22 protein-coding genes are annotated in these 24436 nt (G+C 37.6%); 9 read left to right on the top strand and 13 right to left on the bottom strand.

Annotated elements, in window-relative coordinates:
• Positions 1-50 precede the first annotated feature (50 nt).
• Positions 51-497, top strand: coding sequence for an IS200/IS605 family transposase (gene tnpA, locus BVH02_RS13445; RefSeq protein WP_086501956.1), 447 nt, complete (start codon positions 51-53; stop codon positions 495-497).
• Positions 498-910: 413 nt separating this feature from the next.
• Here the strand turns inward: tnpA and BVH02_RS13440 are convergent, their stop codons facing one another.
• The 6 genes from BVH02_RS13440 to BVH02_RS13415 all read right to left on the bottom strand — a co-directional run bounded on the left by BVH02_RS13440 (position 911) and on the right by BVH02_RS13415 (position 10875).
• Positions 911-2668 carry a RagB/SusD family nutrient uptake outer membrane protein gene (locus BVH02_RS13440; protein ID WP_086501979.1) on the bottom strand — a complete coding sequence of 586 codons (1758 nt, stop codon included), beginning with the start codon at positions 2666-2668 and terminating at the stop codon, positions 911-913.
• A gap of 10 nt (positions 2669-2678) precedes the next feature.
• Positions 2679-5951 carry a SusC/RagA family TonB-linked outer membrane protein gene (locus BVH02_RS13435; protein WP_086501978.1) on the bottom strand — a complete coding sequence of 1091 codons (3273 nt, stop codon included), beginning with the start codon at positions 5949-5951 and terminating at the stop codon, positions 2679-2681.
• A 998-nt stretch (positions 5952-6949) separates the two neighbouring features.
• Positions 6950-8053 (bottom strand): AbiH family protein, encoded by a 1104-nt coding sequence (locus BVH02_RS13430; RefSeq protein WP_086501955.1) that lies wholly within the window; start codon positions 8051-8053, stop codon positions 6950-6952.
• A 75-nt stretch (positions 8054-8128) separates the two neighbouring features.
• Positions 8129-8620, bottom strand: coding sequence for a hypothetical protein (locus BVH02_RS13425; RefSeq protein ID WP_143244219.1), 492 nt, complete (start codon positions 8618-8620; stop codon positions 8129-8131).
• Positions 8621-8696: 76 nt separating this feature from the next.
• On the bottom strand, positions 8697-10658 hold the full coding sequence (locus BVH02_RS13420) for a DUF2075 domain-containing protein (RefSeq protein ID WP_086501977.1): 1962 nt from the start codon (positions 10656-10658) through the stop codon (positions 8697-8699).
• A 7-nt stretch (positions 10659-10665) separates the two neighbouring features.
• Entirely contained in the window at positions 10666-10875 is a 210-nt protein-coding gene (locus BVH02_RS13415) for a helix-turn-helix domain-containing protein (RefSeq protein ID WP_086501953.1), read from the bottom strand.
• Between the two features lie 95 nt (positions 10876-10970).
• Between BVH02_RS13415 and BVH02_RS13410 the strand changes: the two genes are divergently transcribed.
• Together BVH02_RS13410 and BVH02_RS13405 are read left to right on the top strand one after the other, a co-directional pair.
• The gene (locus tag BVH02_RS13410; RefSeq protein WP_086501952.1) at positions 10971-11210 is read left to right on the top strand and encodes a hypothetical protein; all 240 of its coding nucleotides are present in this window, start codon (positions 10971-10973) and stop codon (positions 11208-11210) included.
• The gene (locus BVH02_RS13405) at positions 11210-11533 is read left to right on the top strand and encodes a hypothetical protein (RefSeq protein ID WP_223271751.1); all 324 of its coding nucleotides are present in this window, start codon (positions 11210-11212) and stop codon (positions 11531-11533) included. The genes BVH02_RS13410 and BVH02_RS13405 overlap by 1 nt, the downstream gene beginning before the upstream one ends.
• Positions 11534-11923: 390 nt before the next feature.
• On the opposite strand, the gene BVH02_RS13400 is transcribed toward BVH02_RS13405, so the two are convergent.
• Together BVH02_RS13400 and BVH02_RS13395 are read right to left on the bottom strand one after the other, a co-directional pair.
• Positions 11924-12178, bottom strand: a complete 255-nt coding sequence (locus tag BVH02_RS13400) for a hypothetical protein (RefSeq protein ID WP_143244218.1) — start codon at positions 12176-12178, stop codon at positions 11924-11926.
• Between the two features lie 254 nt (positions 12179-12432).
• The gene (locus tag BVH02_RS13395) at positions 12433-12750 is read right to left on the bottom strand and encodes a PAS domain-containing protein (RefSeq protein WP_158093894.1); all 318 of its coding nucleotides are present in this window, start codon (positions 12748-12750) and stop codon (positions 12433-12435) included.
• A gap of 527 nt (positions 12751-13277) precedes the next feature.
• Here BVH02_RS13395 and BVH02_RS13390 point away from each other — a divergent pair.
• Complete coding sequence (locus tag BVH02_RS13390) at positions 13278-14825, top strand: S8 family peptidase (protein ID WP_158093893.1); 1548 nt, start codon at positions 13278-13280, stop codon at positions 14823-14825.
• Between the two features lie 298 nt (positions 14826-15123).
• On the opposite strand, the gene BVH02_RS13385 is transcribed toward BVH02_RS13390, so the two are convergent.
• Both BVH02_RS13385 and BVH02_RS13380 read right to left on the bottom strand, forming a co-directional pair.
• Positions 15124-15606: a PAS domain-containing protein gene (locus BVH02_RS13385; RefSeq protein WP_086501948.1), complete on the bottom strand. Its 483-nt coding sequence runs from the start codon at positions 15604-15606 to the stop codon at positions 15124-15126.
• A 149-nt stretch (positions 15607-15755) separates the two neighbouring features.
• Positions 15756-16133 carry a PH domain-containing protein gene (locus BVH02_RS13380; protein WP_086501947.1) on the bottom strand — a complete coding sequence of 126 codons (378 nt, stop codon included), beginning with the start codon at positions 16131-16133 and terminating at the stop codon, positions 15756-15758.
• 307 nt (positions 16134-16440) lie between these two features.
• Between BVH02_RS13380 and BVH02_RS13375 the strand changes: the two genes are divergently transcribed.
• The 4 genes from BVH02_RS13375 to BVH02_RS13360 all read left to right on the top strand — a co-directional run bounded on the left by BVH02_RS13375 (position 16441) and on the right by BVH02_RS13360 (position 19044).
• The gene (locus BVH02_RS13375) at positions 16441-16857 is read left to right on the top strand and encodes a response regulator (protein WP_143244216.1); all 417 of its coding nucleotides are present in this window, start codon (positions 16441-16443) and stop codon (positions 16855-16857) included.
• Positions 16858-17988, top strand: a complete 1131-nt coding sequence (locus BVH02_RS13370) for a sensor histidine kinase (protein ID WP_086501945.1) — start codon at positions 16858-16860, stop codon at positions 17986-17988. It abuts the gene before it with no gap.
• Positions 17989-18254: 266 nt separating this feature from the next.
• Positions 18255-18716, top strand: coding sequence for an Hsp20/alpha crystallin family protein (locus tag BVH02_RS13365; RefSeq protein ID WP_086501944.1), 462 nt, complete (start codon positions 18255-18257; stop codon positions 18714-18716).
• A gap of 118 nt (positions 18717-18834) precedes the next feature.
• Entirely contained in the window at positions 18835-19044 is a 210-nt protein-coding gene (locus tag BVH02_RS13360; protein WP_086501943.1) for a hypothetical protein, read from the top strand.
• A gap of 77 nt (positions 19045-19121) precedes the next feature.
• On the opposite strand, the gene BVH02_RS13355 is transcribed toward BVH02_RS13360, so the two are convergent.
• The 3 genes from BVH02_RS13355 to BVH02_RS13345 form a co-directional block, all read right to left on the bottom strand.
• A complete protein-coding gene (locus BVH02_RS13355) occupies positions 19122-19409 on the bottom strand; it encodes a putative quinol monooxygenase (protein WP_086501942.1) in 288 nt (95 codons plus the stop codon).
• 237 nt (positions 19410-19646) lie between these two features.
• Complete coding sequence (locus BVH02_RS13350) at positions 19647-20837, bottom strand: BaiN/RdsA family NAD(P)/FAD-dependent oxidoreductase (protein ID WP_086501941.1); 1191 nt, start codon at positions 20835-20837, stop codon at positions 19647-19649.
• A gap of 210 nt (positions 20838-21047) precedes the next feature.
• Positions 21048-23303 carry an FUSC family protein gene (locus BVH02_RS13345; protein ID WP_086501940.1) on the bottom strand — a complete coding sequence of 752 codons (2256 nt, stop codon included), beginning with the start codon at positions 23301-23303 and terminating at the stop codon, positions 21048-21050.
• 532 nt (positions 23304-23835) lie between these two features.
• Between BVH02_RS13345 and BVH02_RS13340 the strand changes: the two genes are divergently transcribed.
• Positions 23836-24357 carry a DinB family protein gene (locus BVH02_RS13340; RefSeq protein ID WP_086501939.1) on the top strand — a complete coding sequence of 174 codons (522 nt, stop codon included), beginning with the start codon at positions 23836-23838 and terminating at the stop codon, positions 24355-24357.
• Positions 24358-24436: the final 79 nt, after the last annotated feature.

Raw genomic sequence — 24436 nt, 5'->3', positions numbered from 1 at the left:
TTAGCGAGTAGGGCTTTAGCCCAATTCCTTTCCTCTTAAATTTTTCAATCATGTCATTTGTAAAAGTTTACATTCACTTCGTATGGAGTACCAAAAACAGATACCCCTACATGAATTCAAAAGAGCTACGAACCTCTGTATGGAATCACATTCAGGAAAATGGTCGTGCCAAAGGGATATTCGTGGATTTCATCAATGGGCATATTGATCATTGTCATTGTCTGATTTCCCTTGGCTTAGACCAAACTATAGAAAAGACTGTTATGCTTTTAAAAGGTGAATCCTCATTTTGGATTAATAAAAACAAGTTGACCCAGAAGAAATTCGAATGGCAAGATGAATATTTTGCGGTTTCAGTATCAGAATCTCAGCTGGATAAAGTACGGAATTATATCAAAAACCAAGAAGATCATCATCAAACCAAAACTTTCTCAGATGAATACGAGGAGTTTTTGGTCAAATATGGTTTTCAGAAATTAAAAGATGGATTGGGCTAAAGCCCAGCATATATAGCGATCATTGGTAGGCCTCCAGCTAAAGCAGGAGGCAATTCAAGATAGAATTCAATAGGGTTTTATTTGATTAGGCAGGTTGCTAGCCTATTTTTAATGTTATTTTAAATGGAATCCAATTGAATAGGAATGTGGCTTTAGCCCATTCATCTAGTGTAATGGCAGTGTTAGATGGGCTTTAGCCCAAATGTTCTTCGGCCCATTTTAAAATGAATCAGATTTGAATAGGAATGTGGCTTTAATCCATTCGTAAAGCAATCCAATTGAATAGGAATGTGGCTTTAGCCCATTCCTTCAAAGGCATTTTTTAAAAAAAAACCACACCTCAAAAAACAAAAAAAGACTAGCTGAATAATCAACTAGCCTTTATCAATTAAAACTTACTTATGAATAATATCCTACAAGGTCGGATCAAAAGTTCCGCCCCATCCTATGTTCTGCTCCAGGTTTTTATTCCTGTCCAAAACTGATTTTTGAATCGGAAAGAAGTAATAAGTTTCTGGTAGAACACTTTTCTGAACGCCAGATCTTGGAACTTGCAAAACTTGGTATTTGAAGTCTTTTTCCGTTAACGAATAGCTAGAAGCCAATTCCCTGCCTTTTGCTAGAGAAATCTCTTTGCCACTTCCATCTATAGCTATTGCCTCAACTCCGTGCTTGGTCTTACCATCAAGTCTATTCAGCATTCTGAGTCTTCTCAAGTCCCAGAATCTATGACCTTCAAAAGCAAATTCTATATTTCTTTCAGCTAATATTGCTTCACGCATTTGCTCACGAGTACTGGCTACAATGCCGTAGTTCCCATTTGCTCCAGCCTTAATTCCAGCTCTCCCTCTAATGCTTTTTAGAACGCTCATAGCAGTGGAGATATCACCAGTTTCATTCGCTGTTTCTGCATAGTTCAGCATCACTTCAGCGAAGCGCATCAACACATAATCAACGTCATACTGCTGCACCTCTGGCTGAGTCAACTTCAACATACTGTTCTTTAGAATAAAGAAGCCAGTGTATCTATCCAAATTCGTAGAGTTGATTCCAGCATTTGGGTTGATTCCAAAATCATCCAATTCATGAGCTATTCCAAGAGAGGTGTATTGTCTTTTACCCGATTTCCCAGAAACTTCATAGACCTTCCCATTCCAAACGATGGATTGGTCGAATCTTGGATCTCTATTTTTCCAGTAGTTCTGAAGAAATTCCCCATCCGTCATGTAGTAATCCCCTGTTGGATCATTATATAATTTTCCATCAAGCATAGGATACTCTTTGATAAACTCCCATGTAGGAGTAGCAGAAGCTGGTCCTCGACTTTCAGAACCTGGTCTTACACCAAAGTCCCAATTCGCCGATTTGTTAGGATAACTATTGATTACAGAAAATACAGTCTCTCTATTCCCCTCATCCAAGGCGATATCAGAATAATTTTCTTCAAGACCATACCCAAGAGCCTTTAGAGACTCATATGCTTGCTTGTTGGCAGCATGGGCCACTGACCAATGACTATTGTCAAATGGATTGGTAGGATTGAACTGTGGCGAAGCTTTGTATAACAATACCTTAGCTTTGAATGCTAATGCAAAACTTGCGTCAACTTTCCCGAAATCTCCAGATCCTGGCGAAATGCTTTCAGGCAATAAGTTGATTGCTTGATCCAAATCTTCTATTAGGAAATCAAAAGACTCAGCTGTGCTATTTCTAGCTACAAACAGATCATCCTCATAGCGGTCTTGAGGCACTTTGATATATGGAACTCCACCATGAAACATTACCATGTTGAAGTAAGTGTATGCTCTCATGAAGAGAGCCTGACCAGTAATATTATCTTTTATTGGCTGCGCAAGTGAGCCTTCGTTTACGTCCTGAATTGCTTGATTGATCAAACGAATTCTGTTGTAATTCCAGTCCTTGTATGCTCCATTTGAAATGGTAATACGGTCTGTGTACCAATCGATACCTGCAATTTGCTGACTAGTTCTGTCAGCACCAGTATTCCAGTTTCCAAACATCCCATACAAATTCACCATGTATGCGTTGGCTAAGTTTTGATCGCTCCACACCAATTCTGGGCTGTAATTATTGATATCTTCAATTTCAAGGAGATTAGAACAGCCCGATGTGATTACAATCAATCCGAGTATATATAGTATTCTTTTCATTAGAGTTTCTTTAAAATTTAACATCTATACCAAGAGTAAATGATCTCATTAGTGGGAATGAATCATAATTTTTCTGTTCCGGATCTTGAAATTCTTTTACCTCAGAGATGGCGAATAAATTGGTGCCGTTGAAGAAAACTTTAGCACTTAGAACGTTAAGTTTTGAGAGAACATTTTTTGGAATGTTGTATCCTAGATTCAAATTTTTCAACCTTAAGTAAGCGCCATTTTTAATCCAGAACGAAGTAGCACCAGTACCTGACTCATACCAATTCTTCCCTACTGGACGTGGATATGCGGCATCTGGATTCTCAGGAGTCCACACGTCATCAGCCCAAATCGGGTAATATGGACGTATTGATCCACCATGTTGTCTCATCCCTTCACCTTCTTGATTGCTAATAATTCTATCGTAAACCCCAACTCCTTGGAAGTGAGAATTAAGAGAGAAATTATTCCATTCTACATTAAAGCCAAATCCGTAATTGATACGTGGAGTAGCATTGGTGGAAAGCAACTGAAAGTCGTTACCATCTATTTTCCCGTCAGGACCTTCAGAATAACCATCGCCTCTGATATCTTCAAAATACAATCCACCCAAATAAGGTGTTCTGCCATATTGCTTCAATCCAGTTGCTAGTACTTCGTCTAATTGCTCCTGTGTTCTAATCATACCCAAGGACTTCAATCCGAAAATTCTTCCGCTTGGCTGTCCGATTTGAGATTCAAACTCTCGAGCTCCACCAGGTAGGAAAATTTGATCCTGATCAAGTTTATCCCACTGATCGCGGGCATAGCCTAGATTACCATACACTGAATAGTTCACTTTGCCTCCTGCAGCACGATCTCTCCATAGCAAAGCAAGTTCTCCACCTTTCCAAGATCTTTCAGCATAGTTTTCCGGTGCTAGAGATTGTCCATAATTATCTGGAAGAGTGACTAACCTTGATCCCAAAATATTAACCTCCTGCTTTGAGAAGGCATCTATAGAACCTGACAATCTGGTATCAATCAATTCAAAATCAATTCCGACGTTAAAAGTCGTAGAGGTTGCCCAAGTCAAATTAGGATTTGGAGTAGCTCCTGGGATAATACTGGTGTAAAGCTTATCACCGAAAATGTAGCTACCGCCGTTGCTGTAAGTATTTACAAAGGAGAATGGATTAATTCTTCTGTTATATACATCAAGGTCGTTACCAGTGGTACCATATGAAGCTCTAATTTTCAAATCATCCAACCAACTAGAGGTACCTGACATAAACTCTTCAGCCCCTATTCTCCATGCTCCAGATACGGAAGGAAAAAATCCCCATCTATTTCCTTCTGGAAACAAGGTATTGCCATCGTATCTGAAAGAAAATTCAGCAATGTACTTCTCATCAAAATTATAGTTTGCTCTACCTATCAATGATTGTCTAGCACCGATCTGTTCCCAGCCTCGACCATATCTACGCTCAGCATCTTCGGAATACACAAAATCCTGATCCAAATTTGTAACTGGATCTTCAGCCTTAGAAAAAGCACCATAAGCACCATTTTCTGCTTGCTCGTAGACCAGCATAGCATTAATGCCATGCTTATCAAAGGTTTTATTGTAATTCAAAAACCAGTTAAACTGATAACTCCAGCCTGTCTCTAGCTCATAACTCAAAAATTCTTGATTCTGGCTAAAGTTGAAGATGTTGTAATTGTTTGGATCTGGAGCCGCAGGTATAAATCTATTTCCATCAGGATCAGCCTGTGTAAACACGTAGTTCTTCTGGTAGGTCAGATACTTCTTGCGCATGTAATCAGTTGCCAAGTAATTTCCCGTTACTCGCGTAGATAAACCATCTAATAAATCACTCAAATCAATGTTTAATGATAGAATAGAATTAACCTGACGTTTTCTGGTTTTAATGTATCGGTCACCAACGATCTGGTCTATGACAGACCATGCCTGCCAGCTACCCATGGGAGTCTGAAGTGGAAAGTCCGTCACTTGATCCGAAGGAGTACCATCAGCTTGTGTGTAGAAAGGATAGACTTTAGGCCAGTTGAAACTTACCCGGTACAGATCAGATACATCGTAATCATCGTCGGCAGAAAAAGGCCAGTAGAAACGATCATGGTTCTGCTGATTGGCAGAGATATTCAAATCTAATGTAATTCGATCCGTGATTTTTGCAGATACATTTGTTCGCAGGTTGAACTTGCCGTGGTCCACACTTTTATAAGCGCCTTCTTCTCCTAGAAAGCTTAACATGGAGTAATACGTTATTTTATCACTACCACCCGTCACGCTCAAGATGTAATTTTGACTAGATGGATTTTGCCAGATAAAGTCATTAACGTTATAACTTCTGTTTTCAAAATAGGCAAATTCTTCAGGTCCGTTAGGAAGTGTTGTTCCCAAAAACTCCGCTACTCGATTCTGATAGATCAGTTCATCAGTTGCAGTAGTTTTATCAGATAGAAGTTCTTGAGTAGGGTTATAAGTTGTGTTAGACGTCTGGAAACCAACAGTCATCTTCTGCTCAGTTCCTTTTTTGGTAGTAACTAAGACTACACCATTTCCTGCTCTGGATCCATAGATAGATGCAGAAGCAGCATCCTTTAGGAAACTCAGGTTATCCACTTCATTTGAGTTAAGCGCATCAAACGCTTCTTTGTCTCTTACTATTCCGTCAATCACATACAAAGGATCACCGAAGCTCCCTCGAATACGGATAGAAGATGATGCTCCAGATAGACCAGAGGTACCTGTGACATTTACACCAGGAGCACGTCCTGCAAGTGTGTTGGAAAGGTTGGTGGCAGGGATCTCATTAATTTCAGCAGTTTTTACTGCCGTAATTGCACCCGTTAGATTCACCTTTTTCTGAGTACCGTAACCTACGACGATGATCTCATCTAAGGCTTTAGTATCCTCTGCCAGGGTGATATTGATAATGCTTTGGCTGCCTATCTCAATAGTCTGTGAAGTATAACCAATAAATGAAAATACCAATGAAGAACCAGCAGGTGCATCTAAAGAAAAATTACCGTCCACATCAGTGACAGTACCAGTAGATGTCCCCATCACGGTGACTGTAACACCTGGCATTGGGAATTGGCTTTCATCCACTACCGTACCTTTAATCAACACATCCTTAGCAACTTCTAGTGGAAGAGCTGTCGATAGTTCTACTTTGCCACTGCTTCCGCTGGCAATTAGCGTGCTTATGCATAAGCACTGAATCACCAGTGTAAGAAATGTTAATTTCCCACTGGCAACAATTTTAATCAGTAACTTTGAATTCATAATAGTTCTGTTTATAGATAATAAGTTGTTGTCTGTACTCAATCGGATCATTGATCATCACTGCACCGCAAAATCCAGTTTTGATTGATGGTCTTTTTGTTTGTAAGGCTTGTTGTCTCTACATAGGCATTCAGCTGGTTTAATGATTGGAGCTTACTTTTTAAAATTTAAAATTCCTTGATTTGAAATCACAGTGACTAGGTAGCTAGCCGCAGACTTTAATACGGGATAAATCTTTGATATTCAATGCTTAGTACAGGACAAATATGCGCCAATACTTGAAATTGCACTGGATTTAAATATCAAAATACTAAGATTAAATAGAGTTTATTACTTCAAGTTTGATAAAATTATTAACTATACCCTAACCATTCCTGTATTTTCTAATAAGTTAATATTAAGTTATCCCATGTTTTTAGCAAACATGGGTACAGGAGATTCATTTAAGAAGATTTTTAAGGGATTTAAGGAAAGTTTGAATTAAGAATAACTGAGGGAATTGGGATTTTCTCCATGGCGGAGCGGTGTGGAGGATGGTTAGGTAGCGAGCTAGCGATGGGACTTTATACTTATGGAGTAGTTATTTGTATTCCCTAATTTGAATAACGCCTGTGCCCTACTCTTCTATCTAGAACTTGCGCAAATTTAATGATTGATTTTATTGAATTAATTGGCGATTATCAGATGGTATTGGTGGTTTATCACAATAGAGCTCTAAACAAACTAAATTCATGAGAAATTAAACTGACAACTGTATATTGCTAACGCACAACAACCGCCTACTAGCCAGCGCAAATATTGTTTAATGGATTCTGATGATTGAGGCGGGAGTAGGTTGAATGGTGCCGGTGGATTTGGTTTAGTTCATGAAAATTTTTGTCAACCGTTTATATTTATACCTTTTACAGGGTATTTTTCAACCTCACCCACTGCCCTTTTCCCGATATAACCGGGACAGGCTCTTAAGGAGAAGGTAATCAAGCCGGCTTAAAGTGTAGTCATCTATTTTCATTGATATTTCCTGGCTGTGGCATAGGTTCAGAAAAAGTGAAGGGAATCAATTTTTTTCTCAACATAGTTTTGTCCTTAAAATGCCTGGATATTTCATAGCATTTATCCACAAAATCATTTCTCGAATCACTCTCTTTGAAATAATAGATTTTAATGGATTTACAGTTCTCATGCTCAAAAATCTGATTTAGCATGGTTCTATCAGATAGTCCACATGAATGCCCGTAAATATGCACTTGGAAATCGCAAGACTCAATGAACCGAGTTAACAAATAGAAATTTTTGGTTTGAAGATATTCAAAGGATTTAATGTGCTTGAAAAGCTCATTATTCCGATCATCCTCAAACTCCAAATAATTCTTATCTAATTCATCCCCAAAACCAAAAATTGGTTTGCCATTAGACTTATATAAATCTCCATGTATGTAGTTCCATTCAGATGGTATTTTCTCACGACAGCGTTCAGCATACCTTTCAAATGTGTTGGTATAGTTGAAATTTAAAAAGTATAGTTTGTCTGGCTTTAAATTTTCAACCAGTTCGGCTGTAACTATTTCATGCTTTTTTATATCGCTACAAAAGCAATCTAAGATGGAATCACTATCTCTAGCTCCTCCAAATTGAAGTTGCTCTTGTTCTAAATATTCAATAAGTTTCTCTTTAAGAAACTCCAATTCTGAGTTTAATTTTTTAACTAAACCTCTTTGATTAACTCCTTTCTCCCTATGCCGAGAATCTAAAAGCAAATTGAAATATTCCATTTCAATGTCAACCCAAAACAAGGTTGAACATTCTGAATAAACCCTTTCTAATAAAGGGGATAAAAATATAAACTCGTAATCTTCCGATTTTCTTATCTCCTCAATTAAAATAAAAATATTTGCTCTATTAACAGGGGTTTTAATGGGATCATTCAACCTCCAATAATTTTGCATGTTAACTTTTATTTGAATTAAAGGATCGCTATAGTTCTTGCCTTTAGCTACTTCTCTCATAACATTGCAGAAATAATCTGTTATGAAGTCATTGAAGCTAGTTTTAATTCTATGGGCTAGATCAAAGCCGTTTCCAATAATTATTAATCGATTCATTTTTTGAAATAATAAGAAATATCCGAACCCTTTATTGCATAGATTAGGAGAGGGAATAAAAAAGCACTTTTAAAATCATCTTATCTTTCGAAATCTTCTCTGCCGATTGTTTTCCTCTGATAAAATCAAGGATTTCCGTGTCAATTTAATGACAGAATCCATCTGTACCTCATAGTAATCCCCCTTTTCGTCCTGTATGGCATGACCATTTGCAATTAAATATTTTGCTGAAGCACTGTATGGTGTTTGGTAATATAGTTTTCGGATAATCCTAGAGTTATCAGAATCATAACACCAAATCCCTCTATCAATATTTTCTTTAGTAAACTGCATGGTATACATACCTTCAGATTGAAAACTTGCCTGCGGTCCTTTGGGTATCTCATAGCCTTTCACCACCTCATGCCAGATTGTATCAATCTTTGCTCCCAATGAGTCACTAAGATCGACATACTCCCAAGTTCCGATGAGCTTTGTATGTTGATTAGTACAATTTTTAGATTGCCCCTTAGCAGGAATTATGTAACCCAAACAAAGAACGAAAAAAAGTATAGCCTTGAAATTCATATTATAAAATCCATTATTTATATTTCTTTGCTCCCCCACATCAGGGTATCATACCCGATGCTTCTTTAGTTGAAAATTAAATTTCCTTAATACCACAAGAAAGTAAAAATTCAAAAGTATTATCATATAAAGCTGAAGGCCTAGTCCGATCCGAACTATTTCCATGAGGAATAAAAATAACTATACCTTGTCGAGCTCTAGTCATAAGTACTCTGTAGGCATTTCTTAGATAGGATTTCTCGACCTCACTTTTGATAGCTTTCCATTTAGATCCTTCAAAGGATTGATGGTTCCATTTATCGTCCTTGAAATAGAAGTTGATGTCCCATGCTAAACACAGGTAATCTATTTCCAAACCCTGAATATCAAACTCAGTTGCAACTGACTCTAAAAAGTAAGAAGAACGAACATCAGAGGCATCATTTAAAAACCACTCTTCCGCAGTTATTTCATTTTTCACATCAATGCCTACTGCCCTTAATCGTCTACCTCCAGAACTACCAACTAAACCGATTCTTTCCGTTCCCTTAGCTTTCTTTCGTAGCCATTGTTTTGCAACACTAAAATCTCTAGTTACACAAATAGGAAAAACATTATTAATATCTGTCAGTATAGTCTTTGCTTGAATTGAATCACCCCTTATAACCTCGTGAACAAAAGATGATATTTTTTCTGATCGAAATGAGCGGACAGAAACAGAAAGGTGAAGATACTCTTCTGATTTACCATTTGTTTTTAGATAATTTTTTAATTCTTCATCTGCTAAATAGTCATTGTCATCAGTGATAAGATTGGAATAATAGATATCCCAATCTTGGTGATAATTCTTCAAAGCATTTACCCATTCAGAAAGTCCCGCTTCTCCAGTATTGATCTCCTGTCCACCGCCGATTAAACAAATTATTGTGCAGTGATTAGTATGCCTATTCATCACATCAATCAGAAATTCAGGTTCGGACATCTCAAAATCCCTGCCTTTTGTCCTCATGAAAGACGAGGCTTTCTTTTTAGTCCATGCCCTTTGAGCTTCGTCAAAAACAACCACCTTCTCGTCTGGTGCTTTGTTCGAGATGATGTTATCATCTCGAAAATGATGAATGTTTTGAATGAAGGCGTTAGCTTTTATTGCGGACTGTTTTTTGGTAAGCTTTTGGCCTTTTTCTTTTGATTTTTGAACCTCATCTCTCACCAAAGCCTCTCTCAATACATAAACTAATGGGCCATTTCCTGAAAGAAATACAGCATTTTCATCTTCGTGAGCTTTTCTTCGTTCATTAGCGATATTAAGTCCAGCTAGCGTTTTACCTGCTCCCGGCACACCTGTTAAAAAGCAAATTGATTTTGCCCCATTAGACTTTGATCGTTCAATAATGCTATTTATACATTCAGTGGTTACAGATAAATTTATTGCACCCGCATCATGTCTGGAAATTTCCGAAACAGAGTGCCCTCTGTAAAGAGCCTGTGATGCTTCAATAATAGTTGGAGTAGGCTTGTAATTTGAATTCTCCCACAGAAGGGAATTGATCTCTATTCCGTCGCTTAATAAAAGAGTCTGAGTTATAATACTTCCAATATTGCTTTGATTTGCCTTCAAAGGCTCATACAATTTGTCGCTCACTTCATAAGTGTTTGTAATACGGGGAGCTCTGGTAGAAATCACTACTGGAACCAGTTTTTCATGATGGCTACCTTCATGGAAATTCTTTAAATCTAAACAATAGTCTACCGTTTGATCAATTGCATGCTTTTGATACTCCGTATCACCAACTTTAAATTCTAAAACAAAAATGAAATCCTCAATAATTAGAATATTATCTACCCGTTTACCCATTCTAGGAATTGAAAACTCAAAATGAATTTGTCCCATATTAAATGGTGCTAATTCAACTTTAAGGATTTCAATCTGTTTGATCCATGCATTTCGCTGTAAGATGTCCGCTGCGAAATCGTGATTTCTGATTAACTGACCAAGAATCTTGTCGTTATTATCCAGAATAAATTCAGAAATGGAACTAGAATAGTAGCTTCTTTGCATCAAAAAATCAATCAATATTTAAGAACTCAATTAATCGCGTTTCAAGAGCTTTGGCGATTTTATAAATGGTCTCAATAGAAACATTTCGCTTCCCATTTTCGATGTCTGAGATATATGTTCTATCTAGTTCAGCTAATTCTGCTAACTTCTCCTGAGAAACCATTTTACTATTCCGTATAGCTCTTACTTTTTTACCGTATTCCGCCTTGACGTCCATACTGCAATCTGAAAAAATGTAGACTATCGTGCCACCGACTATAGTCTACAAATTGAGAGTGATTGATTATATTTGGACCTCAATACTATCTTCCCATGGAAAATCTAATTCCAATTACTACCGAGTATATCAGGCCTTCCAGATCCATAGATATACTACATCTTGTCAAGTCTGCTTCCATCCTACCGATATATATCTACAATTATGAAGGGCTTCACTTTCATTATTTCGACAGTTTAATCAGGCTGATTCAGTTTTTTGAGTCTGGACAGGAGCCGAATAGGTCGTTTTGTAGTGAGCAGGAGTTGGATGATTTTTTGGAGGATTTAAGATAATGAGCATAAAAGATCTCAGACTAAACTACCGCTATCGTGATGCAGATAATTACAAGCAGTTTGGCTCGGTGGTATTTTCCAATCCCTTTAGTCTATCTATCGAAGAAGCTAATGACCTGCTCCTGCCAAAGTTGATCTCTGAGGAGTTTTTTGTTCCCGATGATTGGGGATTAGCCAGACTGCATTCATCGCCATATAATCCAGCGGTGGATCATGAGTGGCATGAGTTTAAAAGTTTTGAGTTTACAGATAAGGAGCCAACTTATCCTAGAAGTATTGAAATCTTCTTATTTATTAGTAAAAAGGATTTGAAATTTAATTAACATTTTTGGTGGTGAGATTAAACTAGCTGAGTACAAAGGTCAATCCCTAGTATTTAAAAAAGTAGCTCTAACCTGGGGAAGTCTGAATTATGAGGATGCAGCAATCAAAACAATCAAATTTCTTATTGAACAAAGTCAATTTCAGCTAGGTGACTTTAGCGATTGCTTTTTAGCTAATGAGAAGTTTGAGTGGATTGGTGGTGTAGAATTGGAAGTAATAAATCATGAGAGCCATTCTTGAATATATAAAACTCATTTTGGTTAGAAGGCAAATTCAACGCTCTAAAGTAAGAAATGGTTGATTCAATGCTTTAATTCCACTATCGAACTACTGAATTCTTGAGAGGTTGTGCCGCAAGACTTATCCTTCCATATCAGCATTACTTTAAACTACTTTTCTTTCCTTATTCTATCTCTTCTTTCTTGCATTGCTCTCAAAATTCTCTTTCTAAAAATCAAAAAGACAATAAGGATCACACCGGGAATGACGACATAAATGATCACGTTACTGGTCTCTGAAAAGTCAATTGGACCTGTTGGTTGGGGTGTATTCTGTGGAATTTGGGAATAGGATATTCCTGGGCTTAGAAGGAATGCTAAAAGAAGACCTAAAATCATGGAAATATATCTTGTGATGTTATTCATCGTGATTGATTTTTGTTTTTTATAAAAAATTGTAGTGAATAGTATTGTAGTGAATAGTAAAGTATGGGTAAGGGCTAAATTGGTGATTCTATACACAAAATCTGACCCTTCAACCTTATTCAATTAAGTGTAAGTACGGGCTGTAGTTAGTAAAGATTTGTGAGCATGATACTAAAAATGCAAAACAGAACTAAGCGTTCTAAGTCTTGTATATAAATCAAGTTCCTAAAACTCCTCTTCTCAGCCATCATTAATCAAGCCGCCTCCCGCTCCAAAGCCAGATAATGCGTGATCACCTGATGGGAATCAAACAGGGGAATAATTGTGATTAGGCAATCGTAGGCTAGGCCATTTTTCTTGTAGTTGGTGATAATTTCAGAAACACGGTTTCCGGTGTTTAGCTTATTGCGAATCCGACATTTTACCTTTTCTGAGGTACTTACACCCTGAAGGAAAGTGGGCTTCTTCCCTATCGCGTAGTCAGCAGCATATCCTGTCATCCTCTGAAACCCAGCATTTACCCAAAAGATTGTCTGCTGCAAATCTGTAAGAACTAAGGTCTTATAGCTCACTGACAGTTCTTTTGCAAATTCTACCTCCCAGTTATTCTGCTTTGATAGATCGCCATTGATAATGTTGGCAGCACTTGATGATTTCAGCTAATACCTCTGAACATCTCACTTGAATTTAGTGTATGCTCTTGCAATTTTAATTTGGGTTAAGATGCTTTAAAAAGAAATTGGTAGCCACATCGTTACTCCAATTTCCCGATTTTACTGCAATCCTAAGCTCCATAGATTATTGATTCTTTCAATTCGGCACATGCGAGATTGAACCACAGTTTGATTAAGGCTAATTGAATTCTCATATATTAAAAAATGATGTTACTCCTAAAATTACCAGTAAACTAACATTGTATATAACGACTTGAAATTCAGCATATTACTATTGATTTTTTAAAAAAAACAGGTAAATTAAAATAGAGATCAAAAGGTAGATTTTTCTACTAGTTAATGAGTTCTTATAAAAGAACAGTTAAGCCAACATTGTTTTACACCTCATTTTAATTTTTCAAAATTTTCACTAAAAAAACAAAATGATGAAAACTAATAAAAACAGATTATCACATTTAGTTGTGATAACAATTTTACTGTTTGCAGGATGTGACAGTAACATGGTGCAGGTGGATGAGCCGATCGATGCACAAGCTCTGGAAGAGCAAACTAATTCCAGCAATTTTAATCTGAGTGAGTTAATAGAAATAACCGATTTTACAAATTTACGGCAAGGAGATTACACAGGTAGATTTTTGATTATTAGCAAAAGCCAAAATCTACCCAATAACCTAGCGAGCATCATTAAAAAAGCAGGTGGTGAAATAGTGAAAACCTATCCAGAAATAGGTGTAGCAGTAGCAGTTTCCAGATCAAGTAATTTCTATGCCAACGCCAAAGCGCTTAAGGAAATTGAATCTATCACAGCGGATATTATTTTGCAATACACTAAAAATCCGGAGGGTAGAACAAATAAGAGTAATCTAGAAACCACGACCATTGGTGTGCCCTTTAATTATCAGAGTGCATTTTTTGATGGGTTTCAATGGGCTCCAACTTCCATCGAAGCTCCTGCAGCATGGGACGCAGGATATACTGGGGACGGTGTCAGAGTAGCTGTAATAGACGGGGGATTTCATTCTACCCACGTAGATTTAGCACCAAATTTTGATATCACTAGTTCAATTTCAACATATCCAGGTTATTTATTCAATGAAGATGTAGGAACATTTTGGCATGGAACTCACGTAGCAGGTATTGTTGCCGCAGCTGGTGTAGGAATAGTAGGAATAGCCCCAGAAGCCACATTAATAGGGATTAAGTCCTTACATAATGGATCAGGAGCTTTTGAGTTTGTATTAGACGGAATTCTATACGCTGCGAAACCACAATCACAGGGCGGAGCTGGTGCCCAAATCATCAATATGAGCTTAGGTGCAACTTTTGATTACAGAAATAACTGGGGAGACAAAGATTTCAGAGATTACTTTAGAGAAATGCAGAAAATCTTTGACAGAGCAACCAGATATGCTTATCAAAACGGAGTAACGGTGTTTGCCGCCGCTGGTAATGGTGGGAACAATTATGATGTTGCAAATGAACTATATCAATTGCCTGCCGAAAATCAACATGTATTATCAATCAGCTCTACCGGTCCTACTGGTTGGGTATTGGGAAATACTAACTTCTCTCAACCTGCATATTACACAGATCATGGGAAATCATTGGTTGATTTTGCAGCACCAGGAGGAACGATTGGACTCTATATTATTGAAGGGTATGACGATATTTGTACATTAAACGGAACTTTTGCTAATCACACTAACTTTTGTGAAACTTATGACATGGTTTTTAGTTCTATAAAAGGATTTGGTGGAGATGGATGGTACGGATGGGCGCAAGGCACTTCGATGGCTTCGCCCGCAGCTGCAGGAGTGGCGGCATTGATCATACAAGCTAATGGTGGTAAAATGTCTCCTGCTCAGGTAAAAACTAAGATGCTCCAATCTGCCACTGATCTAGGCAAACCAGGACAAGATGAATTTTATGGTAACGGATTTGTCAATGCTGCTAAAGCAGTTGGAATTAACTAATCCATATACTGTATATGACTAGTAGGATACAGTTTTTATTTTAATGGATTTCAATCAAATAATGGAATCTCACTTTTGATCTTAATTTTAAAAGACCTTCGGTTGCAAAATCGAAGGTCTTTTTAATCCAAAAATCTGTATCGTACTATAATTAGTTCATGGATATTTTAATCCCCAAAAATCAGTTACCCAAATTCGATTTGGTGGGAAAAGTAACTGAAAGTTGAAGTTTCCAAAAATGACAGGGATTTAGAAAATGGCACGGTAATATACAGTCCGACAGTGTATATAATTCCACCTACGCCGCTTCCCTCTCCAGCGCCAAATAATGCGTGATCACCTGATTGGAATCGAGCAGTGGGATAATTGTAATTAGGCAATCGTAGGCTAGGCCATTTTTCTTGTAGTTGGTGATGGTTTCAGATACCCGCCTTCCCTTGCTCAGCTTTTCTCTGATTCGGCTTTTTACCTTTTCTGAGGTCTTTTCACCTTGTAGAAATGTTGGCTTCTTCCCTAATGCGTAGTCAGCAGTATATCCTGTCATCGTCTGAAACCCAGCATTTACCCATAAGATGGTCTGCTGCAAATCGGTAAGAACTAGTGTCTGATAGCTCATAGCTAGTTCTTTTGCAAAATCCACCTCCCAGTTATTCTGCTTTGATAGCTCGCTGAGCAACTTAAGATCCTCCTTAGTTCTACTTTTCAAACTGAGAATTGGATTTGAGATATCCCAACTCATTAAGGGATGACATCTGATTTCTATTTCCTTTTTAATTCCCATACCCCTATGCTCGATTGAAAGGTTCTTATCTAATTTCCACTTCTACCCTAGTAACATAGATTAGGGCTATTTGTTGGAAATTAAAGACAGCTTATCGAACAACAGGGTCACTTAAACTCCAAAATGAAATCAGGGGCTTCACTTCCCTCCTACATCACTTTAGCGGCTAAGTACCTTTGAACTTCATAGACATCAATGCTTTTATTGAATCGCTTACTGACGGAAGGCATGTTTTCGCTGGAAATCCAAATTTTAAGTTCAGCATCCAAATCAAAGGTGCCAGCTGTTTCCAGTGAAAATCTGGAGATGCTCTTATAAGGCATGGACTTATACTCCACTTTGCTACCGGTAAGTCCTTGTACATCAATAATAATTAGGCGCTTATCTGTAAACATAAACGTATCGCGAATCAGTTGAAAGCCCAATTCGATCTGCTCTCCCTCAGCAAGTAATCTTCCGTACTTCTCTGTCAGCTTTTCTACAGAAACCACACTTGCATTGCCCAGTATTTTATTTAAAATGCCCATTAGATTAGTTTAGATTGGTTAGTTAATATTCTAAGTTAAAAAGATTAGCGGCTTAGTTTTCATTTCTTAGTATGAAAATTTAGATACATAAAAATCTTCTACCTGTATTTAACGCTTTATGAATAGTACAGCATACTACTTCTCTGTGGAGTATAAGTCCGGATAAAAATGACTTTATCGCGGGATACAAAGCCCTTTTACTAATTTTTTGCAAACACTTTGTAATACTGCTTAAATCTACAAAACCCAAAAAACTTGTTTTGTCCGCTTACATCTATGTGCTAAATTGGAGCTTGATTATACTGATATGCTTGAAACAAACTGCTTACTTATAGACGATGATCTGGATGACCAGGAGTTTTTTGCAATCGGTCTGAAGAAGGTGCCGATGCCTATAAATTACTCCACAGCCAAAAATGGGCTTGAGGCACTTGATTTACTTTCAAGCTCGAGTGACAAACCGCATTTCATATTCCTTGACCTGAATATGCCCATACTTTCGGGGAAGGAATGTCTCCCTCAGATCCGCCAGCTAGCAGGATATGACAAGGTGCCTATCATCATCTTTTCTACCTCATCTTACAAGGTTGATATAGAGGATTGCCAGAAATTAGGAGCTACGCATTTTTTCACAAAAGTACATAGCATCAAAACGCTGACAGAGACTATAACTCAATTGATCTCAGGTGAGAAATTACCCTTTGTATTAAATGCTACAAATTAAATGAAAGACTATAAAAGCACTCCTACATACCAGTCTGAGTACCGTTTTCAGCGAATGATTGAAGAAGTGCAGGATTATGCAATAATTCTAATGGACGAGGATGGTACTATCCAAAATTGGAATAAGGGTGCTCAAAAAATAAAAGGATACAATGAGCAGGAAATTATAGGCAAAAACTTCAGTCTATTTTATCTTCCTGAAGACCAAAAAGAAGGACTTCCAGGCAAATTAATAAATGAGGCAAAGCTCAATGGTAGAGCTACTCATGAGGGCTGGCGGGTACGTAAAGACGGGACTACATTCTGGGGATTTATAGTAATCACTGCATTGCATGACGAACAGAATAATGTGATAGGTTTCACCAAAGTAACGCGCGATCTGACAGAGCGCAAGTTGGCTGAAGAGCAGAAAGAGCGTGATGCCAAGAGCATAGAAATGCAGAATAAACGATTGGAAGAATTTGCTTACGTGACCTCACATGACCTTCAGGAACCTATACGGAAAATAAGGGCATTTACAGATTTGGCAAAAGCTGAAATTGATGATAGAGAAAAACTCGAATGGTATTTAGGGAAAATCGACAGCAGCGCCGCAAAAATGGTTCAGCTAATCAAAGACGTATTAGCATTTTCAAAGCTTTCGCATGATCATACGCAATTTATCCCTGTTGATCTGAATGCACAGCTGCTTAATGTTTTGTCCGAATTTGAAGTGTTAATTTCCGAAAAGCAGGCTGTTTTGGAAGTATCCAATTTACCTGTAATTCTAGGGGTACCCGTTCAGATTCATCAACTCCTGAGCAACTTGATAAGCAATGCAATCAAGTTTAATCGTGGAATTCCCCATATCTACATTTCCTGCATTCCAGTATTTGAAATTGGAGATGATTTACAGCAGAAATCAGGATACCAGATCAACTTCAGAGATAATGGAATTGGCTTTGATCAAAAATATGCGCAAAAGGCCTTCGAACCATTTGAGCGTCTATCTTCGGAATTTAAGGGCACAGGAATAGGCTTGGCGCTTTGTAAAAGGATTTCAGAAAACCATAAAGGCAGCATTAAGGTGCAAAGTGAGCCTGGACAAGGGAGTACTTTTTCGGTGTTTTTCCCTGAATTAATTACAGAATAGATTCAGGAAAAGCTGATCTTGATTAGTCAATAAATAGGTTCTATATCGACTAAGAAGGCTAATACTGACATTTTTTTCCTGTTTAACATTGTAATTCTGACAATTTTTCAGAAATAAATGACAAAATGCAATCATAAAGCATTTGGCATTTGACTTGTATTTTTTCTCCTAGAATCGCGATTCTTATATTGATTTCTTGATTTGGTAGTCTTCCTGACTCGTCATTTCGAGAACGTTTATTTGTTTAACTCTTAAATGTAAAAGCAATGAACACAGTAATGAAAAGAAACGGATACCGTCCATCAACAAGCTTATATGATGACTTTCCTAGCAGAAGTTTATTTGACTGGCTGGATGTAGCTGGCTTTGGAAGATCAAGCGAAAGCAGCACCTCACCGAGCGTAAACATAGCTGAAACTGGGAATGACTTCCGAGTTGAGATGGCAGTTCCGGGAATGCAAAAAGAGAACTTCAAGGTGGAGCTGGATAATAACACCTTGACTATACAAGCAGAAGCATCCCATAACTCAGAAGAGAGTAATGGTGAAAATGTCAACTACGCCCGTAAAGAATTCAGTTACCATTCCTTTAGGCGCTCCTTCTACTTACCAAATACGGTAGAAAATGACAAAATAGAGGCTCAATATCAGGATGGTATTCTGAAGCTTATTATCCCAAAACGGGAGGAAGCTAAGCCAAAACCAGTAAAAACAATTCAAATTTCTTAAGGGTCAAAAGGCAATCTATCAAGGTTGCCTTTTACTACTTCTACCTCGCCAATTATCGTTGGCGACTTGCAGATTTAAGTAAGTCTGAGTTTTATGTTGAACAAAAATTAATGAAACAATGGATAAAAGCTCTTTTCTGAACTACTATAAAACCATCCTCGAAAAAGTAAGCTTTGACAACAGGCTTTTAGAGAAGGAATATAAAAAAGCAAAAGAACTTCTGGAAGGTCCGGAAGCAAAGGATCTTGACTATTGGGTTAAGAGACAAGGTCTTTTGAGAAAGATGGAGGCTAATCCAATTGATAAGAATAATAGTAGAATGAGTTAAAGAAGTAATACAGGAATCCGCAGAATGACACGCAACTTTTAAGTCAGCCTACATGTCAAACTGCGGAAAATTTCCTGTTAGACTTTTGTCATTTTAATGATGATCGGTGGCTCCTGAAGTTTTGCTGCAGCCAGAGCACCGAAATCTTGAATGTAAGGCTGCTTATTATGAATATCCAATCCCGCTTGGTCTTCCCAAATCTCATAGAAAATAAAGGTGTTGGCATCATCTATCCCCTGATGTAAATCATATTGTATACAGGCTTCTTCTTTCTTAGTTTCCGTAACCATATGCTCTAAAGCAGTTTTTATTTCGGAAAGAAATTCAGGTTTGGCTTTGGCAATTGCGGTTAAATAAATTTTCATAATGTTGTTGTTAACAGGTTTTTTGGAAGGAAAAATTCTTAATGTGTTATTGGTACTTATTTGTGTAAGTATCTATGTGATTCTGATTTGGCTCTTTTTCGATTAAGGCTACTTCTTTATTCCCACCAATCAAAGCTAGGAAAACCGGTTCTTGACATGAAACTATAGAATGCGGATTATCAAATTTAGTAATATCTCAATTTTATGGATGAAGGAAGCAGGTGATCATCTTATCACTTATTCATCCAATTTATTTAAATATGCTGCTAATACGAAACCCATACTGAAGCAACCTTGGAGTAAATATCCTCCCGTTGGCGCATACCAATCTAGCATTTCGCCTATTGCATAAGCTGAAGGGATTTTCCTCAACTGGAAATTTTCATCTATTTCATCCAAGGCGATGCCGCCAAGACTGGAAATCGCTTCATCTAATCCTCCAGCGGATTTGATCGTAACAGGAACAGATTTGATAGTTTGTACAAGCAGATCAGGATTAGAAAAGGTTTCCTTGCCACAGAAATGCTTCAAAAGTCCGATAGAGCTTCGGTCTAGGTTTAGGTCGTTTTTTAAAATCGCAGTCACTTTTGACTGACTTGAGCTTTTGTATTTGGATCGCAACTGAGCCAGGGTCATGGTAGGCTTTAAGTCCAAATGGATAATTACGCTTTTTTCGGTAAGCAAGGTCTCTTGGATCTTTTGGCTTAAAGCATAAATGGCATTTCCCTCCAGACCAAATTTGGAGATGACCAACTCCCCTGTTGAAATATGCTTATCGTAGGTCAGTGCAATGTTCTTCAAGGGTTTTCCCTCGTGTTTCTCTATAAAGTCCTTATCCCAATCTATCTCAAAAGCACAATTGGCTGCTCTAAATTGCTGCACTTTCACACCTCTTTCTTCAAATAGATTTTTCCAGCCTCCATCTGAGCCAGTTACTTTCCAGCTGGAACCACCCATCGCAAATATTACGATATCGGAATCTATAGCTTCTATATTTTCAAAGGATAAACGCCCATCTGCAGTCCAGCCGATCCATTTCGTGTCTAGTTGAAATGATACACCTCGAGCTTTGATAGCATGCACGATTTTGTTCAGCACCTCAATAGGCTTAAGATCTGACTCTGGAAAAACACGATTACTTGACCCTATAAATGTGGGTATATCGAGCTCATTCAGCCAGGCTATCAAATCCGTATTTGTAAACTGCCGGAAGAAAGGAGCCATAAAATCACTGGGAAAATAATGAGTTATAAATTCTTCAATTGGAGAATTATAGGTCAAATTCAGTCCACCTTCACCTGCTACCAAAAATTTCCGCCCCATAGTTTTCTTTCGCTCACACAGGGTCACCTTATACTTCGTAGTGTCCAGCTCAGCGGCAAGTATCAGTGCTGCTGGACCTCCTCCTATTATTGTCAACTTCTTCATCTAGGTTGTTTAAAACACCTTATCCAATATTGCTAGCTTTTTCCTCTTCTCATTAGTTTCACAGTATGACTATAGATGATCTCCGCCAAATTACAGTCATATCTATCAAAGTTGCTTGTATTATTAAATTGAATTGCAACCGTATCATGATTCAAGTCTTTATTAATTACAAAAAAGAAGCAGGATAAGAATATTTGATTATTAAGGTACCTACTCACTTTCTACAATAGCTATACGATACCGTTCAGTTGCCTTTTTTAAGTTTTCAGAAAGTGACTTAAGCCAATTCAAATGATTGGCCATTAAGTATGCTTCCTGAAGTCCATGAAGCGTTTCTGTATCTAATTCGGTATTACCTAGACGGATATTTTCATCTCTCATACTTGATAATTGGTGATATTTTTCTAACAACTTCTCCTGTGCATCTTCACTATTTTCTTCTTCCTCACCTTTCTCTATTTCAGTATGAGCTAAGCTTTCGAATGAAAATTGTAAGGTGTTAGAAATTTTTTCAATGAGTAGATTTAATTCTTTAGAAGCAGGGGTGGTTTTATGACTGACGATAAAATTACCAATGGATGCAATAGCAGAAATCATCGTCTGATTTATCGTCACTATTTCATAAATCAGTTGAAATTCCTTTTGCTTCGATTTTGGGTCTTGAGTCAGTCGTTGGAAGGCTGCATTCAAATTACTTATGGCAAGAAAAGCTTCTTTCCTAGCCACACTATAGGCGTGATTGTTTTTGTTGACATCCTGATACAGCTCATGTGTTGCTAGCAGGTACTTTTTATTCATCGCCAATGTATTGAGCAGCACTTGCTTTAAATTATTGACTTCCCAACTTGGAAAAATTAAATAATTGGCAACCACCGCAATAACGGCCCCAATCATCGTGTCGAGTACCCGAAATTGAATCACTTCAAAAGCATTAGGATTAATTATGGAATACACAAAGACAATACTAATGGTGATCAATGCAGCTGAATACTTGTAATTCTGTTGGATCAATGAAAATGCCAATATCATCGATACAAATGCCAGCGCAGAATAGACCACTATATTTTGAGTAAGCAAAACTATACTAACAGCAAAAGCAGCACCTATAAGAGTTCCTATGATACGATCTTTCGAACGTTCCTTGGTTAGTCCATAGCTAGGTCTCATAATAACTATAATGGTCAGCAAAATCCAATAGCTGTTTTGAATATCAAACAGAAAACCTATGAGATAAGCAACCACAATCGCAAGGGTGAGGCGTAACGAATGTCTAAACATGGTGGAGTCCAGACTAAAATTTTGACTAAGAACATTTAATCTGTATTCTTGAAGTGTCAAAAAATGACTAGAATCTTCTCTTTTCAGCGATACTACAGAGGCATTTTTGACATTTGCCATCACTCTTCTGATAGCCTTAATTTCTTGAAGGATTTGCTCTTGGTAATCGTATAGATTTTTCAAGATCAAAGCACCTTCACGGGCTTCCGGCAATTTGACTGTATCAATGTATTTTGTGATAGATGCGTTAGCATTTGATAATGCATCTAGCAAAGTATCCTTATTTGGTATTTTATCCTTTTGAATCAATAATTCAGACAAACGTATGAGATGATTCCCCATTATTTTGCTCAATTTCTTTGAAGCTTTAAGAAACTCTTTACGCTTGCCAAAAACCTGATCGATCAGTTTATAATCCAAGTGTTTTGCTTCTATTAATTCGAAGATATGGATAGAAGAAATTAGAATGAGAAGTTGCTTTTCTTCGTAATGTGAACGTCCAGAACGTTTACGTGCTGTAAGCAGTGCTTCCCGAAGTGTTTCGTGCTTTTCGTTGATTTTATGCTGAAGCGCGAATGTTTGTTTAATGCGTTCGTCACGCTTAGCTTTCCCTGTTAATAACTTAGCTCGTAATGTTAGATACTCACCAATAAGGAGAAGCGTATCCGACAATAACTGGTTCTGATCTTTTACTGGCGCAAGTTTTTGGAAAACAAAGGATACTACCAAATACCACAGGCCACCAACTCCCATCAAACCAACCTGTACGAAAATCTCATGTGGAGTATCCTTGTGAATGGCAAATGCCATTACCATTGCGAGCAAACCAGAAAAAGAAACTAAAGACGCCCTAAAACCATAAACAGAAATCAGCGAGACAATAAATGAAATAGTAAACAGCGCCACTACTAGTAGAGGCAGGAATGGTTTTGAAAACAGAATGATTGCTGTAATAACCATAGTTAAGCCTATACTGAGTAAAATAGCATTGATTTTACGTTTGAAACTACCCGGAATATCACCAGGCGCATTTAAAAAAGCACCGACAACAACAGCTGGCGCATATTCAACATACCCTAAAAAATATAATACAGCAAAGGGGACTGCTATACCCACTCCCAGCCGAATTCCTCGGTCAAAATTGGAGCTTTTTAGAAACAGTTCAAGTAGTTTAAGTTTTTCTTTCAAGCGGATTTAGCATGTGATTTATAAAGTTAAGATAATTAGGTAAGGGAAGCATAGACTGGTAAAATCATTCTATTTGCTTAAAAAAGGTGTATTGGATAAAAGAGCCAAGAGAATTCCTTCTTATTCAGTAGCACTGAAATAATAGCAAATGCCTATTTAAGGCAATACCGTAAGCTCATCTCAAAATACCGGGTAAATCTTGGCTCTAGCTGCTTTTTACAAAACTGGATTCCCGATCAACATCGTAAACGCATGGAGTAATAAAAATTGATTTAGGAAGTGAAAACAAGGTAAGCGAAAGCATTCCCGCATAGGTTACCTTTTACTACATTGAAAATCGCTTTGGTGAATTACAATTTTGATACCGAGTGATTATTTTTCTCCATCACCTAGGCACGGAATTATTGGTATTTGGAAACTAGCAACTTACCCAGTCTAATTTTATCAACATCTCATTTATTGGTCATACTTAATTTTAGTAAGTATTTTACCACAAGTTTTCAAGTTTCCAAATCCTCCTAAATTCACCCGCATGAAATCTCAACCTGAAGTATGGCTTAGAGGTCCAATCGATTCTTACCCATTAGCACTGCAACCAGTGGTGCATGCAATCTTACAAGCACATGAAGAGATACATGAATTGATGCAAGATTTTCCTTCGGAATTACTCTGGGAAAAGCCTGCAGGAATGGCTAGTCCGGGTTTCCATTTGCAGCATATGGCCGGAGTGATGGATCGCTTGGCTACTTATGCTGAAGGTAAAATGCTCAGTAAGGAACAACTAGCTTACCTGAAGAATGAAGGTGTTTCAGATGGGTCCATTTCAAGCGAAACTTTAGTAAAGAGATTGGACATACAGATCAAGAAATTCCTACAACTAGTCTCTGAGATTGATCCAAATACGGTTTATGATTTTCGAGGTGTGGGCAGAGCTCAGCTTCCATCTACTGTAAATGGCTTACTATTTCATGCTGCCGAACATATCCAAAGGCATTTCGGACAATTGCTGGTTACCGTGAATGTTTTGGTTTTACAGCGGGCAGAGATTGGATAATCTACTGTTTAAATGCATTTGGAATTTGGCAAAAGCCTGTGTGGGGGTGCATATACAATTAGCAATAAGCTAAAGCCAA

It is taken from the genome of Algoriphagus ratkowskyi (assembly GCF_002150505.1).
Lineage (GTDB): Bacteria > Bacteroidota > Bacteroidia > Cytophagales > Cyclobacteriaceae > Algoriphagus > Algoriphagus ratkowskyi.
The sequence above is the reverse complement of the archived record's forward strand: the minus strand, read 5'-3'. Positions and strand labels throughout refer to the sequence as shown.